This window comes from Mesoplasma tabanidae, from assembly GCF_002804025.1.
Taxonomy (GTDB): Bacteria; Bacillota_I; Bacilli_A; order Mycoplasmatales; family Mycoplasmataceae; genus Mesoplasma; species Mesoplasma tabanidae.
On record NZ_CP024969.1, the window covers coordinates 239,394 to 258,106 of the forward strand.

At 25.6% G+C, this 18,713-nt stretch carries 18 protein-coding genes, 1 tRNA gene and 1 other RNA gene; 15 read left to right on the forward strand and 5 right to left on the reverse strand.

Annotated elements, in window-relative coordinates; translation table 4 throughout:
• The first annotated feature begins 43 nt into the window (after positions 1 to 43).
• From rnr to MTABA_RS01175, 6 genes are all read left to right on the forward strand, one after another.
• Positions 44 to 2,158: a ribonuclease R gene (rnr, locus tag MTABA_RS01150; protein WP_100679373.1), complete on the forward strand. Its 2,115-nt coding sequence runs from the start codon at positions 44 to 46 to the stop codon at positions 2,156 to 2,158.
• 19 nt (positions 2,159 to 2,177) lie between these two features.
• Complete coding sequence (smpB, locus tag MTABA_RS01155; RefSeq protein ID WP_100679374.1) at positions 2,178 to 2,627, forward strand: SsrA-binding protein SmpB; 450 nt, start codon at positions 2,178 to 2,180, stop codon at positions 2,625 to 2,627.
• An 89-nt stretch (positions 2,628 to 2,716) separates the two neighbouring features.
• The gene (locus tag MTABA_RS01160; RefSeq protein ID WP_100679375.1) at positions 2,717 to 3,205 is read left to right on the forward strand and encodes a hypothetical protein; all 489 of its coding nucleotides are present in this window, start codon (positions 2,717 to 2,719) and stop codon (positions 3,203 to 3,205) included.
• 79 nt (positions 3,206 to 3,284) lie between these two features.
• Positions 3,285 to 3,518, forward strand: coding sequence for a hypothetical protein (locus MTABA_RS01165; RefSeq protein WP_167373317.1), 234 nt, complete (start codon positions 3,285 to 3,287; stop codon positions 3,516 to 3,518).
• Positions 3,519 to 3,615: 97 nt separating this feature from the next.
• Entirely contained in the window at positions 3,616 to 5,673 is a 2,058-nt protein-coding gene (locus MTABA_RS01170; protein WP_425270565.1) for a PTS transporter subunit EIIC, read from the forward strand.
• Positions 5,674 to 5,751: 78 nt separating this feature from the next.
• Positions 5,752 to 6,870 carry a serine hydrolase domain-containing protein gene (locus MTABA_RS01175; protein ID WP_100679377.1) on the forward strand — a complete coding sequence of 373 codons (1,119 nt, stop codon included), beginning with the start codon at positions 5,752 to 5,754 and terminating at the stop codon, positions 6,868 to 6,870.
• Positions 6,871 to 6,910: 40 nt separating this feature from the next.
• Here MTABA_RS01175 and ssrA read toward each other — a convergent pair.
• Positions 6,911 to 7,322: a transfer-messenger RNA gene (ssrA, locus tag MTABA_RS01180) on the reverse strand.
• Between the two features lie 49 nt (positions 7,323 to 7,371).
• Here ssrA and mgtE point away from each other — a divergent pair.
• From mgtE to MTABA_RS01220, 8 genes are read left to right on the forward strand one after another with little or no spacing between them, the layout of a single operon-like run.
• Positions 7,372 to 8,778, forward strand: a complete 1,407-nt coding sequence (gene mgtE, locus MTABA_RS01185; protein ID WP_100679378.1) for a magnesium transporter — start codon at positions 7,372 to 7,374, stop codon at positions 8,776 to 8,778.
• Positions 8,779 to 8,786: 8 nt separating this feature from the next.
• Positions 8,787 to 9,458, forward strand: a complete 672-nt coding sequence (gene trmB, locus MTABA_RS01190) for a tRNA (guanosine(46)-N7)-methyltransferase TrmB (protein ID WP_100679379.1) — start codon at positions 8,787 to 8,789, stop codon at positions 9,456 to 9,458.
• A 51-nt stretch (positions 9,459 to 9,509) separates the two neighbouring features.
• Positions 9,510 to 10,865, forward strand: coding sequence for a hypothetical protein (locus tag MTABA_RS01195; protein ID WP_167373318.1), 1,356 nt, complete (start codon positions 9,510 to 9,512; stop codon positions 10,863 to 10,865).
• Positions 10,866 to 10,890: 25 nt separating this feature from the next.
• Positions 10,891 to 11,655 carry a PP2C family protein-serine/threonine phosphatase gene (locus tag MTABA_RS01200; protein ID WP_100679380.1) on the forward strand — a complete coding sequence of 255 codons (765 nt, stop codon included), beginning with the start codon at positions 10,891 to 10,893 and terminating at the stop codon, positions 11,653 to 11,655.
• A 2-nt stretch (positions 11,656 to 11,657) separates the two neighbouring features.
• Positions 11,658 to 12,821, forward strand: a complete 1,164-nt coding sequence (locus MTABA_RS01205) for a serine/threonine-protein kinase (RefSeq protein ID WP_100679381.1) — start codon at positions 11,658 to 11,660, stop codon at positions 12,819 to 12,821.
• Positions 12,822 to 12,833: 12 nt separating this feature from the next.
• Entirely contained in the window at positions 12,834 to 13,730 is an 897-nt protein-coding gene (gene rsgA, locus MTABA_RS01210) for a ribosome small subunit-dependent GTPase A (RefSeq protein ID WP_100679382.1), read from the forward strand.
• A complete protein-coding gene (gene rpe, locus MTABA_RS01215; RefSeq protein WP_100679383.1) occupies positions 13,730 to 14,401 on the forward strand; it encodes a ribulose-phosphate 3-epimerase in 672 nt (223 codons plus the stop codon). The genes rsgA and rpe overlap by 1 nt, the downstream gene beginning before the upstream one ends.
• Positions 14,394 to 15,017 (forward strand): thiamine diphosphokinase, encoded by a 624-nt coding sequence (locus tag MTABA_RS01220; RefSeq protein WP_100679384.1) that lies wholly within the window; start codon positions 14,394 to 14,396, stop codon positions 15,015 to 15,017. Before rpe ends, MTABA_RS01220 begins: the two co-directional genes overlap by 8 nt.
• A gap of 47 nt (positions 15,018 to 15,064) precedes the next feature.
• Here MTABA_RS01220 and MTABA_RS01225 read toward each other — a convergent pair whose 3' ends face one another.
• The 3 genes from MTABA_RS01225 to MTABA_RS01235 form a co-directional block, all read right to left on the reverse strand.
• On the reverse strand, positions 15,065 to 16,030 hold the full coding sequence (locus MTABA_RS01225; RefSeq protein ID WP_100679385.1) for an IS30 family transposase: 966 nt from the start codon (positions 16,028 to 16,030) through the stop codon (positions 15,065 to 15,067).
• Positions 16,031 to 16,145: 115 nt separating this feature from the next.
• A complete protein-coding gene (locus tag MTABA_RS01230; RefSeq protein WP_100679386.1) occupies positions 16,146 to 16,583 on the reverse strand; it encodes a hypothetical protein in 438 nt (145 codons plus the stop codon).
• Positions 16,584 to 16,680: 97 nt separating this feature from the next.
• Positions 16,681 to 16,765, reverse strand: a tRNA-Leu gene (locus tag MTABA_RS01235).
• Between the two features lie 54 nt (positions 16,766 to 16,819).
• On the opposite strand from MTABA_RS01235, the gene MTABA_RS01240 reads away from it, so the two are divergent.
• Positions 16,820 to 17,563: a hypothetical protein gene (locus MTABA_RS01240; protein ID WP_100679387.1), complete on the forward strand. Its 744-nt coding sequence runs from the start codon at positions 16,820 to 16,822 to the stop codon at positions 17,561 to 17,563.
• A 53-nt stretch (positions 17,564 to 17,616) separates the two neighbouring features.
• Here the strand turns inward: MTABA_RS01240 and MTABA_RS01245 are convergent, their stop codons facing one another.
• Positions 17,617 to 18,582, reverse strand: coding sequence for an IS30 family transposase (locus MTABA_RS01245; protein WP_100679388.1), 966 nt, complete (start codon positions 18,580 to 18,582; stop codon positions 17,617 to 17,619).
• Between the last annotated feature and the right edge of the window lie 131 nt (positions 18,583 to 18,713).

The window sequence follows — 18,713 nt, forward strand, 5'->3', positions numbered from 1 at the left end:
AAAGAAGTAAGCAAATAATTGATAATACTTTATAATTATTAGTATGAATAAAGAAATAATATTACAGAAAATAAAAGAAAATAATGAAACTATATCAATAAGCAGTTTAGCATCAAAGTTAAATAATTTTGATTTCGCTAAATTAGAAAATATTTTAAACCAGTTAAATGAAGAAAATGCTATTGCATTTACTACTGAAAAAAACATTTACTTATTAGGGGGAAATTTTAAAAAAGGAAATTTAAGAATGAATCCAAAGGGTTTTGGATTTGTTAATGATATTTTAGAACCTGAAGAAGAAGCTTATTTTGTTGCACCAGTCAGTTTAAATGGTTGTTTTGATAGTGATGAAGTAATTTTTAAAGTTGTTAAAGAACAGGATAAAACAAGAGCAGAAATAATTGAACTTTGTTTAAGAGTTAAAGAATTTTTAATTGGTGAAATTGTTAGGAGTTATGATGGAAAATTTTTAGACTTTGTCCCTAGTGATCAAGCTTTTACAGGATTTAGATTTAGAATTTTGAACAAAAAAGAGTTTCCAATTGAAGAATATCAAATAATTAAAGCAAAAATAATTTCAGTTAAAGAAAGATTAATGTTTGTAAGATTAAAAAAGGTTATTGGTGATGCTAGAAAAGCTAGCGACAGAATTTTATCAATTGCAGAAGAATTTGAAATAAGAACTGAATTTGATAAAGCAACCTTAAAAGAAGCAGAAAGAGTAAATATTCCCGTTGATAAAGAAATTGAAGAAATTAATAGAAGAATGAACAATTCATTGCTAGATAAAATGGTTGTTACAATTGATGGTATTGATTCAAAAGACTTGGATGATGCTATTTGTGTTGAAAAAATGGATAATGGTGAGTTTAAACTTTATGTTGCAATTGCAGATGTAAGTCATTATGTAGAACAAAAGACTCCATTAGATAAAGAAGCTCTAATAAGAGGAAACTCTACGTATTTAGCAAATAGAGTTTTACCTATGTTGCCTAAAATATTAAGTGATGATTTGTGCTCACTTAATCCAAATACTAAAAAATTTGCTTTAGCTTGTGAAATGAGTTTTGATAAAACAGGTAAAATGACTAGTAAAAAAGTTTATGAAACAATTATGATTTCAAAAGTTAGATTAAACTACAATGAAGTTAATGAATACATTATAAATAAGACTTGAAATCACTGTAATGAATCTAAAAAAATGATAGATGAAGCAATTGAACTTTTTAAATTAATTGAACAAGTTAAAATTAAACGTGGAACTATTACATTTGATGTGCGTGAACCAAAAGTTATAATGGATGAAAATAGTAATGTTATTGAAATTAAAGCAAGACAAACAGGTGAATCAGAGAAGCTAATTGAACAATTCATGGTTAGTGCTAATGAAGCTGTAGCTGAAATAGTTAATGACATGGAATTACCATTTATTTATAGAAATCATGATAAACCTGATGAAGAAGATTTAATTACATGATATCAATCATTGAAATCATTTGGGATAGATCCTAAATTAACTCCAGCAGAAATGTTAGATCCTTTAAACATTAATAAAACATTAAAGCGTATTAGTGAACAAACAAAAGACCCAATTGAAGAAGAACTATTAAATTTATCACTTCTGAGATATATGGCAAAAGCAAAGTATGAATTAGAAAATATTGGACACTTTGGATTATCAAGTTCATGTTATACTCACTTTACTTCACCAATTAGAAGATACAGTGACTTAATTGTTCATAGATACTTAAAACAATATGTTATTAATAAAAATTACGATCAAAAAGCATTAGAAATAAATCAAGCATTTATTAAAAAAGCATCAGTTATTATTAATGAAACTGAAACAACAAGTGTAGACTGTGAACGTGAAGTTGTCAAAGCTTGTACAGTTGAGTATATGAGTGATAAAATTGGTAATACTTATGAAGGAACAATATCAGTTGCTTTAAAATTTGGTATTTTTGTACAACTAGATAATATGGTTGAGGGTTTAGTTCATATTTCAAATTTAGAACCAAACATAGTGTATGATGAAACTAATAAAATTTTAATCAAGCATGATAATACATTTTACAGAATGGGGCAAAAAGTTAAAATTAAAGTTATCAGTGCTGATATTAGAAAAAGAAAAATTGACTTTATTTTAGTTAAGTAAAAGTAAGGAGGTTCTTGTTATGGGTGAGCATGTTATCGCACTAAATAAAAAAGCAAAGTTTAATTATGAAATACTTGAGACTTGAGAAGCGGGAATTGAGCTTTATGGTCCTGAGATCAAATCAATTAGAAATCATGAAGCAAATATTGCTGAGGCTTTTATTCTTATAAGAAAAAAAGAAGCTTTTTTAATTAATGCAAATATTAAAAAATATGATTATGCAAATTTTGTTAAGGGTATTGATCCATTAAGAACAAGAAAATTATTACTACATAAAAAAGAAATTAATAAAATTTTGAAAAGAGTAATGTTAGAAAAATTGACTATAGTGCCTTTAAAACTTTATTTAAAAGGCAACTATGCTAAACTTGAAATTGGTCTTGGGCGTGGTAAAAAAATGCATGATAAGAGAGAAACAATTAAAAAAAGAGACACTGAAAGAAAAGAAATGCGTAAATATAAATATTAGAAGCAAAATATTCTATTGTTATTAAACAATTATTATATGATTTGTTATTAACAAATGCTTAATTAGCATTTTTAATCTAAAGGAGTAAAATGGAAAATAGCACAAATATAAATTCTCTTCCTTCATGAGGAATAGCAATTTTGATAGTAGTATTTATCATAGCTTTAATTATTGCTTGTTGAGGCTTTTTATCAGGTTTTAATTTAAAGAGAAAGCATTCTGTAACTTCTTCTTCAATTGTTTGAAATGAGTTGTTTATAAATAAAAAAGCAGTTAAATTTGATGAAAGTTTTGAAATTAATAATGGAATATTTGCTTTAACTTTTGCCAAAGTTGAAAAAAGTGATTTTTTTCTACCTATATACATATTTGAAAGTGATGATTTCAAACATGAATCAAAAGAATTAATTTTAAAAATCCTTGAAAATAAGTTTGAAATTATAAATAATTATATGAAAGAAAATAAAAAAACAATTAAAGAAATATTTTTTGTTCAACTTGAAGAAATAAACTCAAAAACTAAAAAAGATGAATGAATTAAATTAACTGGAAGTAAAAATAGAGGATTTAACACTTAAAGTGGTTTTGTTTGGAAGAATTTCCCAAATAAAACCTTTTTTTTTTTTTTTTGTGTAAAAATATAATATGAGGTACAAAATGGAAACAGACAAATTACTAGGATTAATTATAATGATTATCGGTTTATTTATTATGGTGATTTTTGGTGTGTTAGCTTTTTGGGTTAAGAACAGATCAAAGATTCACGATGAATTTTATAGACACAAAAAAGAAAGTCAAACTATATGAGAATTCACTAAAAAGAATTTCCCAATATTTTTAGCTTTATTTGGATTTGTTATGGCGTTTTCAGGGCTAATGATGTTAGTCTAAAATTTGTATTCTTTTAAAAATAAAACTATGAAAGGGAAAAAAGATGAAAAGTTTTTCTTCTATTGAATGAAAAGGTAGCGCTAAGCACTCTTGACAAATGTTCAAAAAGGGTTGCGCAAACATTATGCCTACACTTTCAAAATTAAGTAAAGCCTTCCTTTTACCTATTGCATTACTTCCTATTGCAGGAGTATTCTTAGGTGTAGGGTCAGCTATTGCTTCAAATTCAGGTGCAGACAGCTTTGGATATTTCTTTGGTACATTACTAAATAAAATGGGTGATGTATGTTTTGGAAATTTACCAGTACTATTCTGTATCTCAGTTGCCCTTGCATATACTAAAGACTCAGGAATTGCAGCTATTACAGCTGTTGTAGGTTTCTTAGTTATGAATGGTATGCAATCAGCGTTATTACATACACAAGTAATGGGAGCTGAAAATGTGTGAGTACAAATTAAAGCTTCAGCTGATGCTTCAGCTGAATGAATTAAATTTGCAGATCTTGCTTCAACTCCTCATGTGTCTGTTTTACAATATGTACATACAGCAAGTGACTTAACAGGAGTGACAAGTTTAGAAGGTATTAAATATCAATTAGTTAATGCAAACCGTGAATTAATTGATGGAGCAGGTAGTGTTTACTACTCATTATTATGAATTAATAAAATTCCTAACGGATTAATTACATCAAATATTGGAATTAATTCTTTAAATACAGGTGTATTTGCAGGTATTTTTGTTGGTGCTATTGCAGCTAAGTGCTATAATAAATTCCACCAAACTCAATTACCTTCAGCAATAAGCTTCTTTAGTGGAACTAAATTGGTTCCAATTGTAACTTTTGTTGCTGTTATACCTTTATCATTTATATTTATGTTTATTTGACCATACGTTGGTATGGGATTAGCAGCATTTGGACAAGCATCAGGTAAGCTACCTGGTGGTTTAGATTCATTCATTTATGAGGTTGCTGAACGTTCATTAGTTCCGTTTGGCCTACACCATGTATTCTATGCACCATTATGATGAACAAATGCTGGTGGATCAATAGCAGAAGCATTTAATAAAGCAGATGCAGATCAACAAAAAGCTTTTGTTGAAATTTGAGCTAAAAATCATTCTGAGTTAGCAAGTACTTTATTAAATGGTTTAATAAATCCAACTGAAAAATTTGAAGCTATTAGAAAACTTATTTCTAATGATTACACTGATTTATGACAGTCAATGGGTGATCAAACTATGGCTTATAAAGTTATTGCTAATACAAGTGTATTAAACTTTACTGACTTAGAAGCTTTAGGACTAAACATTGGTAGATTTCAATCAGGTAAATTTGGATTTATGTTATTAGGATTACCAATGGCTGGTTTAGCTATGTGATTAAATGTACCTAAAGAAAATAGAAAAGAAGTTATGGGAATTTACTTCTCAGCAGCCTTTACTTGTTTCTTAACAGGTATTACAGAACCAATCGAATATACTTTCTTATTCTTAGCACCATGATTATTCTATGGTGTACATATGCCTTTAGCAGCTATTTCATTCTTATTTGCTGGGTTATTTAAAACTCACGTATCAATGACTGTTTCTGGAGGATTTATTGATTACATCGTATTTGGAGTTATCCCTTACTTTGGATCAAAAGCTATGTCAGCAAAATCAGCATTTGCAATATTAGGGGTTTCAGCCGCAATGGCACCTGCTTATTTCTTTGCATTCTACTTTGCAGTAAAATATGGAAATGTTATGGTACCAGGTCGTGACGGAAGTTCAAATGTTCAATTAGCAACAAAGGCTGAATATAAAGCATCAAAAGGATTAAATGTTGATGGAAGCAAAATTGAAGATGTAAAATCATCAAAAGTATCTGCTAGAGATGCTGTTGAAGATGCAAGAGTTCAAAAAGCTACAAAAATTATTGAATTCTTAGGTGGAGAAGCAAATATTGTTGACGTTGATGCATGTGCTAGTCGTTTACGTTTAACTGTTAAAGATGGTTCTTTAGTTGATAAAGATGGAATTATTTCTTTAGGAGGAGCTACTGGAGCTTTAATTAGGGGAACAAACGTACAAGTTGTTTATGGTGGAGAACAAGAAGCCATTAAACCTCGTATGATTAAAATCTTAGACGAACAAAGAAAATCTAAAAAATAAATTAATTTCTAAAAGAGACGTTGTCTCTTTTTTTATTTTTTAAGAATATAATATTAAAAAGACAATAGGTGTGAATTTATGGATTGAAAAAATACTACAAGCAAATTAACTGAATTTATCAATAAAAAACTGTTCAATGGTTTAGTTATAAAAATAACTAAGGACAATAAAGAAATTTTTTTTCAAAATTTTGGATACTCAAATTATGAAAACAAAAAGGCAATTAAAGAAGATAATATTTTTGCTTTATATTCAATGACTAAGCCAATTACAGTAGTTGCTTGCTTATTATTAATTCAAAGAAATCAATTATCATTTGAAGATTCAATAAATAAATTTTATAAAGAGTTTGATAAACAAATAAAAATAAAACATTTACTAAACATGACTTCAGGATTGACTTACTTTTGAAATAATTCAGAAAGTGGTAAAGAAATTAAAAATGCTTTTGATTTAGTAGAAAATGAAAACATATCTTTACAAAAATTTTGTGAAAAAATTAGTAAAATAAAAGTAATTTCACAACCAGGAAGTGAATGACATTATGGAGTATCACTTGATATTATTGGAGGAGTCATAGAAAAAGTTTCAAATCAAAAATTTGAAGATTTTCTTGAAGAAAATCTATTTTCAATTTTGGAGATGAAAGATACAGCATTTTATGTAAAAGATTTTAAAAGAAAAACTGATGTTTATGAATTTAAAAAAACAATTAAAGGTAATGAGTTAAATTTAAATAAAAATTTTCATTTTTTAATGCCATTTATTGACAAACAACCATTAGCTTCATTGGGTGGAAATGGTTTATTTTCAACAGCAAATGACTATGCAAAGTTTTTAAATTTTTTAATAGACGGCAAAATAAATGGAATTCAATATTTGGAAATTGATTTGCTTGATAAAATGCGTAACGATCAGTTAAAACAAATTAAAGATACATTTAAATGAACTTTTAATAATGACTATTCATATGGATATGGTGTTAGAGTAAGAATGAAAAATGAACTTAATCCTTTAACAGAAACAGGAGAGTTTGGATGGGATGGAGCTTTGGGAAGTGCTGGACTTGTTGATCCAAAAAACAATATAACAATGACTTTTTTAAGTTCAAGTTATCCAGGAAATAATAAAATTATTCAAACAGAATTATTTGGTGCAGTATATAAAGATTTAAGAGAACTTGACATAATAAAATAAAAACCTAGTTACTTCTAACTAGGTGTTTTTTACTTAATAATGGTGGAGATGGTGGGAATCGAACCCACGTCCAAAATACCGAATCACATAATTTCTACAGTTTATATAATTTTCTAATTTGTTATATTAAATAAAATTATCAAAAGACTAATATAACATTCGTAATTGAATTTCAAAATTATTTATTACGATCATAATTTCAATTGGAATAGGTATGCACAATAATTAGCAGATTCCAAGACTGCTAAAAATTGCCAAACGTTATATTTTTATATTTAAAGTCAAATTAGGCAAAAGCGTAATTTGCTTGTCCAGCATTTAACATAAATGTTGGAACTTCGTTTGTGTTTTCTTCGTTTTTGTTTGCATTTTATCAAACCTAGAAGTCTTATGGTCTACCACACCACTGCTATTATATGACCAGAGTATCCTGTCGAAACCAGGACATCCCCATATTTTTATTATACAATATAATAATAAGAAGTCCACGAAAGGTATATTATGCTGAAATTAGATCATATTGAAGAGATGCTTGAAAAAGCTTTAGAAGAAAAAGACGTTAAAAAAATAAGAAGTATCTCTAAGGAATTTCAATTTGTTGATTTTGCTGAAGCAATGGAACAATTTGAAAGTAAAAAAGTATTAAAGATTTTTAGATTATTAGAACTTGAAGAAGCTGCTGAAATTTTTACATACTTAGACTCTGAACATCAAGAATATATTATTGAAGCTTTCACAAATACTGAGATACAAGAAATCCTAGATGAACTTTATACTGATGACATTATTGATTTAATTGATGAAATGCCAAGTGAAGTTGTTAAAAAGATTTTAAAAGCTACTACAAAAGATGTAAGAAAAGAATTAAATAATATTCTTAAATATAAAGAACATACAGCTGGAGCTATAATGAGTATTAATTTTACTGAATTAAAAGAAGATAATACTGTTGAAATGGCCATTAAAGCAATTAAACGTCGTCATGAAGACTATGATGAGATAGATGACTTGTACATTATTGATGAACAAAATAAATTATTAGGGTGAATTGAGTTAAAACAATTATTAATAAATACACCAAAAACAAAGCTTGGAAAAATAATGAATTCAAAAATTGTTAATGTTAATGTTGAAATGGATCAAGAAGAAGTAGCAAACTATTTTAAACGTTATGATATTAATACTTTACCTGTTGTAAATAAAAATCAACAATTGGTAGGTATTATAACAGTTGATGATGTTATTGATGTATTAGTGGAAGAATCAACTGAAGACATTCAGAATTTTGCAGGAATTGATGCTGATAATGTTGAATCAGATTATTTTGAAACAAGTATTTTTAAAATGTACAAATCAAGAGTTATTTGATTATCAATTTTATTGTTAATTGGAGTCATTACACATGCAATAATGTTGTTAATGTTTAACTTAGTACCGTCTTTAAAAGTTTTACCTTCAGGAAAAGAAATGATAATGATGATTCCTATATTAATTGTTTTAGCAGGAGTTTCAGGAAATATTGCTAATCAATCATCTCTAATGATGATTAGGTCGTTAGCTTTAAATCAAGTGCATAAAAAAGAAATTAAAACAATATTAGTTAAAGAATTAGTTGTAGGATTTTTATTAGGAATATCATTAGCATTTATAAATGTTATTAGATTATTAATAATCTATGCTATTGAAAGTGGTGGAGTAATAAATAATAGTGAATGAATGGTTATTTTATTTTCGACATTGGGAATATTAGTCGTTGTTATGTTAGCTAATTTACTTGGCATTTTGCTACCACTAATATTGAAAAAAGTGAAAAAGGACCCAACAATAGCGTCATCACCATTAATAACTAGTTTAGTTGATATATTATGTGTGCTTGTATTTATTGGTTTTGCACTAATTATAGTTTAGGAGAAAATATGAGATTAAGAAATAAACCTTGAGTAAAGGAATATTTAGAAAAAAATAGTAAATATTTAATTACATGAGATAAAAAAACAAAAATTAATTTAGCTGATTTATTTGAAATTAAAGAACAACCTGTATACTTAGAAATTGGCTGTGGGAAAGGTAATTTTATAACTAATCATGCATTAAAAGAAAAAAACATTAATTTTATTGGAATGGAAAAAGAAGAAACAGTAGTTGGAGTAGCTCTTAAAAAAACTTTAGCTGAGTTTAAACAAAGTCATCAAGAGGTAAAAAATTTAAAGTATTTTAATGATTTTGCTGAGGATTTGTCTGATATATTTGCAACTTCTTCGATTGATAAAATTTATTTAAATTTTTCTGATCCATGACCAAAGGCAAGACATGCTAAAAAAAGACTTACTTACAAAACATTTTTGGATATCTACGCAAATATAATAAAATCTAATGGTATTTTAGAGTTTAAAACTGATAATGATGGGTTATTTGCATTTTCCCTAGAACAAATTGATGAAAATAAAAATTGAGAACTAATTTATCAAACAACTGATTTATATTCAGATAAAGCTGCATTGATAAATAACATTCCAACAGAGTATGAAACAAAGTTTCACACTGCTGGAAAAAACATTAATAAATTAATTATTAAAAAAACTTTTTAGTAAACTTGGAGAAATCCAAGTTTTTTTATTAATAATAAGAGAGGTGATTTAATGATTAACGTAATATTTATATTTTTATATTCATTTTTTGGTTTTAATCAAATAAGATTATCTACTGATAATATGCTGAATTACAATGTTAAAAGAACAATTGATAAAGAAATAAAATACCCAACAAAAATTTACTCCACTAATGTAAATTTTATTCAAAATTTGTCTAAGGATGGTCATTTATGAAAATCGAATTATGATTATAGTTTTACCGTTAATTTAACTGATTTTAATAAGTATTCATTTGAACATTTTAATATAAAATTGAATTTTGAAGTTATTGAACGCATTGTAGATAAAAACAATTTTACTCACTCTATAAAAAACAATGTAGAACTGAGTTTGTATGAAGAAATAGTTTCAAAAACAGTAATTAATCAGTATTCGCTTGAAGAAATAAAGAGCAATAAAATAATAAGTTTTCAAAGCTTATCAGTTGCTCATTTGAGAAAAGAAGATGATTATAAATTGAAAGTTTTAATTACAAATAACCATGCAGAAAATCAAAATTTTAAAAATATTAATTTATTTAATGAAAGAGTATTTAATATAAACAAAATAAAAATATCATTAATTCCAAAAATAAATTATGAAAGAATAGAAAAAGAGGTTATAAAAATAGAATATGATCCTACAAAAGCAGGAATTAAAGTTCAAGAAATAAATGATCTTTTAAATTATGAATTAGTAAAATTGTTAGACAAAGCAAAAATAAATTCGAATGTATTTTATTATCTTTTTTCAGGAATTAATTTAACAAATGAAAATTTTTCAATTCTTTCATCAATTAGTAATGATTTAAGTTATGAATTCAACGTTGAATGCACAAAAAGCTATTTTGTTGAAAAAGATTCATTTTTAAAAACACTTTCACCTCCTTTGATAAAAATTAAATTTGTCCAAAAATTTAACATTAAAAATGTAGGTTTTAAAAAAAATATATATGTTGAAGATTATTCAATGGTAAATAAGGAGTTTATAATTTCAAATTTTTATTCTCATTCATTTTTGTTTGATGAAATTGTTACATTAAGCAAAATTAATAATCAAAAATGAAAAATAAAAGTAAATCAAAATTACGAAAATTATGTATCAGGTGAAGTTGATATTGATGTAATCTTAATTTCAAATAACTGAAACGATGAATCAAATAAAGAAGATATAGATTCTGAAAATCCTTCATTAATTGATGGTGAAGAAAGTAATGATGATCCTGAGTTTAAAATTAATAAACAAAGTAAGTACTTAAAATCTATTATTTTATTTTTAATAAGCATACTTATGTTTAGTTTAATTTTGTTACCAGAATTATTTAAAAAACTAAAAAAGAAATATTGAAAAAATGATAAAATATAAAAAGAAAAAGCTGAGGACTGTTTGTATGAGATATAAAATCCAATCATTAACAGATATAGGTAGAGTAAGAAAATCAAATCAGGATTTTTTAGGATACACTGAAAACAACGAAGGTTGTCTTTTTACTATAGTTTGTGATGGTATGGGTGGCCATGCTCATGGTGAATTAGCTTCTAAAATAGCTGTTCAAACATTTATTAGATTATTTGAAAAGTCTACTTTTTTAGATAAAGATGATAATCAAATCAATCAATGATTAAGAGAATCAGTAAAGCAAATTATCCAAGAAATGAAAGATCATGTTGAGGTATTTTATGAAACACATGATATGGGTACAACTTTGACAGCTGTGCTATTTGTAGGCAAAAAAGCATTTGTGGTTAATATCGGTGATTCTAGAACATATAGAATGAAAGATGGTAAATTAAATCAAATAACAGTTGATCAAAACTTGTGAAATGATACAGAAAATAGAGAAAAAAGAAAAGAAGAAATTAAAGGGTACTTAGGTCCTAAGTTTAACGAAATGACATATTGAAAAGTCTTAACTAGTGCATTAGGACCAAATAAAAATACAAAAATTGATACTTATTTACTAACTGATAATGTTGGAACTTTTGTTTTAACAACTGATGGTGTGCATGATTATATTGATGCTGAAACTTTTGCTGAAATATTAAACTCAAAAAGAAGACTAAAAACTAAAGCAAAAGAAATGATTGAGTTTGCTATGAATAACTTTTCAACTGATAATTTATCATTATTGATAGTAGAAATGATGGGTGAATAGCTATGGCAGAAAATAATCTAAAATATACAAGAATTGATGAAATCCCAACTGATTATTTTGCAAATAAAAAAATAAGTGGTAACTATTTGTTAATAAGTGAAATAGGTAGAGGAACTTTTGGGTTAGTTTATAAAGCAAAAGATTTAAGCAATCCTAGTTATTCTAATGAAAATTTTCTTGCTGTTAAATTAATGTTTGTTCCAAATATTAAAAATGAAAATGATAGATTAAGAGAACAAGAAATTAGAGATGAAATTAAGAAATATTCAACACAAATTTTTAATCCAAGAGTTGTTAAAATTCAAGATTATCTTCAATGAGAAAATTTTTTATTAATTGTCATGGAATATGTTGATGGTCAATCATTACAAGAAATGTTAAAAGAAAAAGATGGTACTTTAACTTTCGAAGAAATTGTATATTACTTTAGTGAAATAGCTTTGGGATTACAGGGAGTTCATGACATGAACATGATTCACCGTGATATTAAACCTGGAAATATTCTATTATCAAAGGATAAGAAAATTAAAATAACTGATTTTGGTATTTCACATGTTAAAGGATTTGTTTATGAGGGTGGAAATGCTAAGAGAACATTAAAACCTTCATCTCCTGGAACCCCAAGATTTGCTTCTCCAGAACAATACATTGAATCAGACAGTTCAAATGAAGATAAAATATCATTTCAATCAGATATTTATTCATTGGGAGTAATGATGTACGAAGCAACAACTGGGGTAGAGCTCATTAAAGTTAACGATCCTAGATTATTTAGACCCTCTAATGATAAAGATAAAAAAGATAGAAATTCATATCTTTTGGATCAAAGTCTTGTCGCTGAAGTAATTTTGCCTTCAACCATAAATCCCGCAATTGATAAAGCACTGGAGAATATAATTATGAAATGTCTTGAAAAAAATGTTGCTGACAGATACAAAACAGCAAGTGAAGTTGCTAAAGATTTAAAAGCAATTGGTAAAGGCGAAAAAATAGTTTTTAAAAAAATAAAAAATGAATCATATAAAAGTGATACTATAAAAAAACTTGAAAATGAGAACAAAAAATTTAAAACATTTATTCAAAGTTTTATCAATGCTAGGGTTGTTCCAATAATAGCATGTATTTTTATGATTTTAATTTTATTTATGCTTGTTTTAATTTGATAGGAGGTAAAAAGAATGAATGGAAAAATAATTCAAATAGATAGTAACATAAGCTTTGTTTTGACAGAAGATAAAAAGATTTATGAAGTTTTTATAAAAGGAAATGTTAAAAAAGAAATTAAGCCTTTAGTTGGCGACGATGTTGAATTTAATTTTATTGAAGATTTTAAAGGCAATATAACAAAAATAATGCCTAGAAAGAACGAAATCTATAGACCACGAATTGCTAATGTTGATCAAGTAATTATTGTTACTTCTTTGTTTGAACCATTATTTGCTTCTTATATACTAAATAAATACATATTTATGATTGAGACAAAAAAAATAAAACCAATTCTTCTTTTTACAAAAAACGAGTTATTAGTTAAAACAAAATATTATGATGAAGTAATTAAAAAAGTTAATTCATATAAAAAAATAGGATATGAAGTTTTTATACTTGATAATATTGAGAACAAAAATTATACTAATGAAATAGCGAATTTAAAAAATAAATTAGTTGATAAAGTCTCTTTTTTTACTGGTCAAACCGGTGCTGGAAAATCAACAACACTTAATAATTATTTAGTAGATAAGCAAATTAAAACTAATGAAATATCACTTAAGTTAAATAGAGGAAAGCACACAACTACAAACGTGAAAATTTATAGTTTGCCAGATAATATTTTAATTGCAGATACACCGGGTTTTTCAAGTTTTGAACTAGTTAATCTTGAAATAGATGATGTATTGAGAACTTCAAAAATTTTAAATAATTTTAACAGTAATTGTAAATTTATAGATTGCATTCATATTCACGAACAAAAATGTGGGGTTAAAGAAGCTGTTCAAACTAATGAAATACCAGTTTTTATTTACGAAGATTATAAAAAAATTTATGAGGAAATATCAAACAGGAAGGTTAGATACTAATGAAAAAAATAATTATAGCACCAAGTTTTTTATCAGCTAATTTTGCAGATTTAAAAAATGAAATTAGCAGATGTCAAGAAGCAAAAATAGAGTGAATTCATTATGATGTTATGGATTATGATTTTGTTCCTAATCTAACTTTTGGTTCAAAAATTTTAAAGGATATTGTTAATTCAAGTGAATTTAAAGTTGATATTCATTTTATGGTTAAGGTAAAGACAAAAAAGTTTGAAGATTTTTTTGCAGAATATATAAAATGCAATCCTTCAATGATGACTATGCATATTGAGGCAATGTCAAAAAAAGAAACTAAAAAGTTTTATGAATTATGTAAACAAAATAAAATAATGTTTAGTTTAGCTGTTTCACCTAAAACTGATATACATATTTTAGATGAATGATTAGATAAAGTAGATAACGTTTTGATTATGAGTGTTGAACCAGGCTTTGGTGGTCAATCATTTATTCCTGAAGTATTAACAAAAGTTGAATACTTATCTAAATTACAAAAAGTTAATAAATATAACTATACAATAGAAATTGATGGTGGAATAAATGAGGAAACAAGTAAAAAAGCAGTTAAAGCAGGGGTCCAAATGATGGTAGCAGGAAGTTACTTATTTGAAAGCAATAATTTTTCAGAGAAAGTTAAAACTTTAAAACATGATTAAAAATATTTTAATTGTTACTGCTAAAACTAAAATTGATTTAAGTTTATTTAATAATAATGAAACTTACATTATAGGTGTTGAGCGTGGATGTTTAGACTTGATTGAAAAAAATATAAAAATTGATTTAGCTATTTCAGATTTTGATCATGTATTAGAAGAAGAATTAGAATTGATTAAATCATATGCAAAATTAATTGAGATATTGTCTAGTGAAAAAGATTTATTAGATGGGGAAATGGCTATAATAGAAGCAAAAAAAATAGCAAAAAATGCTAATATAATGTTTATAGCTAATCCAACTAAAAGATATGATATGAATTTTTCAATTTTAAACCTAGTATTTAAGTACGGTGTAAAATTAATTAATGATGAAAGTGTAATATTTAAAATTCAAGCAGGTTTGACTGAACTAGAATTTAGTAATTTTCAGGTTTATACATATATAAGTTTCTTTTCAAAAGTGGATACAATTATAAGCATAGAAAACTTAAAGTATGAATGTAAAAATTTTGAGTTAAAAGCCTGAGAAAATAGTTGTATATCAAATGCCTTATTGCTAAATAAGAATCCAATAATTCAAAGTAATGATGAAGTTATATGTATAGTAACAAAATAAAAAAAGGAATTAAATTTCTATAAATTAAAATTGGAAGTGCAACACTTCTAACCGAATGTCTCATAAAATTCCTGAGCTGATTTATAGTTCAGAATTTTACGAGGCATTTTATTTATTTCATTTAATATTTCTATTATATTATCATCTTTTAAATTTGTAAAATTAGTTTTCTTAGGTAAATATCTTCTAATCAAACCATTAAAATTTTCATTAGTTCCTTTTTCACAAGAAGCGTAGGTATTACATGTATAAAGTGGTACGTTTAATTCTTGTGTGACTTCATGTAAAAGATTAAATTCCATACCATTATCTTTAGTAATAGATTTAATATTTAAATTTTCTTTTCCAATTAATTCTTTTAATTTTTCATTTGTATGTTTCATAGTTTTATTTTCTAATTTAATTGCAAAACCTTTTCTGGTAACTCTTTCAACTAGTGTCATTATGGCTTTTGAACTATTGCCAGATCTAACAATTAAATCAATTTCAAAATGACCAATGTCTTTTCTTTGATTAATATTTTTAGGTCTATAAGTAATTGGAATGGAATTCATTTTTGATATTTCTCATAGATAATGCTTATATTTACTAGACTTTTTTCATCAAAACCTAGGTCTCAATAAATCTTTTGATTTAATTTTTATTTGCTTATTCTTAATTCAATTGTAAACAGTTTGGGTTGTTGGTGTTTTAATCCCAAGTTCTTTGGCTTTAAAAACACAAACATCAATGCTAAAACTTTTTGGATTAAAATTAACATAAAGAAATCTCAAGAATTCATTATATTTACTTATTTTATTTTGATGAGATAAGGTATTATTAATATCTCTAGTAAATTGTGAATCCTTGGCTTTATAAATCATAGCTGCTTTATTTCTTTTAATTTCTCTGTAAATAGTTGATCTATTTCTATTTAATTCTTTAGCTATAAAAGAAACAGATTTATTTTGAACATTTAATAGATATTCAATTAATGTTCTTTCTTTTAAAGATATTTGTTTATAATTATTCATGGTAACTCCTTTGGGCTTTGATCGGTCAGGAGTTGCTTTTTTGTATCAAAAAAACTGCAATTCCTATGAGATTATTTTCTCATAAGTGTTGCAGTTCCAATTTTAATTCGTAGAATTAAATTTCCTTTTTTTCTTGCAATTTTATTCTCTTTTCAGCTGCTTTAAGATTTAATTTAGCTTTTTTAAGTCTAATTTTTGCATTTCTAATTTTTGCTTTAAAAGTGATTTTTTCGAATTCATTTTTATTGTTTTTCATTTCTTTTTTTCTTTGATCTAATTCAAGCTTAGCAACGTTAACTTCAGCTTTTGCTAATTTTAACTCACTAAGTGATCTTTCATGAATTTCATGTGAATTAAAAAAACTAGTATAATCAATTGTCATTTCATCAGTTGAATGAGTATTTTCTCTATTGTCATATATTTTAGCTACTAATTTATGTTCCCTAGCTAATTTTTTAGCTTCTGAAATTGCATCTTCTTTTTCCTTAAAAGAACCTAATTCATCTTTTGTTACAATTACTTCTTTTTCAGTTTTAACAATCTTTCATGGCATAGCTGATCACTCTTTTCTTTTATAATTATATTATAAAATATTTAGTAATGTAAGGTGAACAAAAAAAGGCAATTTTAGCCCTTAATTGTAATTTAAATGGTGCCTCCTATCGGGGTCGAACCGATACGAGTTTCCTCGTCAGATTTTGAGTCTGATGCGTCTGCCAATTCCGCCAAGGAGGCATATAACAATTATAATACTTTTTTTGGTAAAATATTTCTAATGAAAGAGGTATTATGAAAAAACAAATCAATAAAATACTAATATTCAATATTTTAAATATAATATTTACAGTTTTATTTAGTTTAATAATTGTTGTCGCAATAATGATTGTTTGTATATCACTAGGTCAAACAAATGTTGCTATATTAGCAATTCTACCAATTTTTTCCATCATTTCAATTAGTATTTTTTATTTAATATCATTTAAAAAAAGAAAAATTGGAGTAACAAATTTATTATTTTTTATGTGCTCATTAAATATTTTTTCATTATTGATAAGTTATAAAATAATTTCTGAATTATTAACTTTAGACATTTTAAAAAATCAAAGTGATGATAAAATATTTGAAGAAAAAAACAATTTAATGGCAAGCTGAGAAATTAAGCTTGAAAAGGAAAAAATAAATAAAAAATTAGCAAAACTAAATTCTAATTTAGAATCCAAAAAAATGTCTAATAAAACTATTCAACAAAAAACAGAAGAAAGAAAAAGGGAAATTTATAAAAGTTACACTAAGTTTGTTTATTATAAAATTTTGAAAAAAAATATTAATGAAAAAAATACTTTTAAATTAATTACTTTAACATCAGATGCATTAATAAATTTTGAATACGTTGACCTGTACTTAAAGCAAGAAAAGTTAATTAAAGAATTAGAGATATTTAATTGAACAAAAGTTCAAATTGATGAAATAATAAAACAAAATGACATTGATCAAATAATTGCAACATTTAAAGAAAATAGAAAAGATTATTAGAAAAAACACATGCAATTAAGCATGTATAAATTAAAATTGGAAGTGCAACACTTCTAACCGAATGTCTCATAAAATTCCTGAGCTGATTTATAGTTCAGAATTTTACGAGGCATTTTATTTATTTCATTTAATATTTCTATTATATTATCATCTTTTAAATTTGTAAAATTAGTTTTCTTAGGTAAATATCTTCTAATCAAACCATTAAAATTTTCATTAGTTCCTTTTTCACAAGAAGCGTAGGTATTACATGTATAAAGTGGTACGTTTAATTCTTGTGTGACTTCATGTAAAAGATTAAATTCCATACCATTATCTTTAGTAATAGATTTAATATTTAAATTTTCTTTTGCAATTAATTCTTTTAATTTTTCTTTTGTATGTTTCATAGTTTTATTTTCTAATTTAATTGCAAAACCTTTTCTGGTAACTCTTTCAACTAGTGTCATTATGGCTTTTGAACTATTGCCAGAACTAACAATTAAATCAATTTCAAAATGACCAATGTCTTTTCTTTGATTAATATTTTTAGGTCTATAAGTAATTGGAATGGAATTCATTTTTGATATTTCTCATAGATAATGCTTATATTTACTAGACTTTTTTCATCAAAACCTAGGTCTCAATAAATCTTTTGATTTAATTTTTATTTGCTTATTCTTAATTCAATTGTAAACAGTTTGGGTTGTTGGTGTTTTAATCCCAAGTTCTTTGGCTTTAAAAACACAAACATCAATGCTAAAACTTTTTGGATTAAAATTAACATAAAGAAATCTCAAGAATTCATTATATTTACTTATTTTATTTTGATGAGATAAGGTATTATTAATATCTCTAGTAAATTGTGAATCCTTGGCTTTATAAATTATAGCTGCTTTATTTCTTTTAATTTCTCTGTAAATAGTTGATCTATTTCTATTTAATTCTTTAGCTATAAAAGAAACAGATTTATTTTGAACATTTAATAGATATTCAATTAATGTTCTTTCTTTTAAAGATATTTGTTTATAATTATTCATGGTAACTCCTTTGGGCTTTGATCGGTCAGGAGTTGCTTTTTTGTATCAAAAAAACTGCAATTCCTATGAGATTATTTTCTCATAAGTGTTGCAGTTCCAATTTTAATTCGTACATGCAATTAAGCATGTGT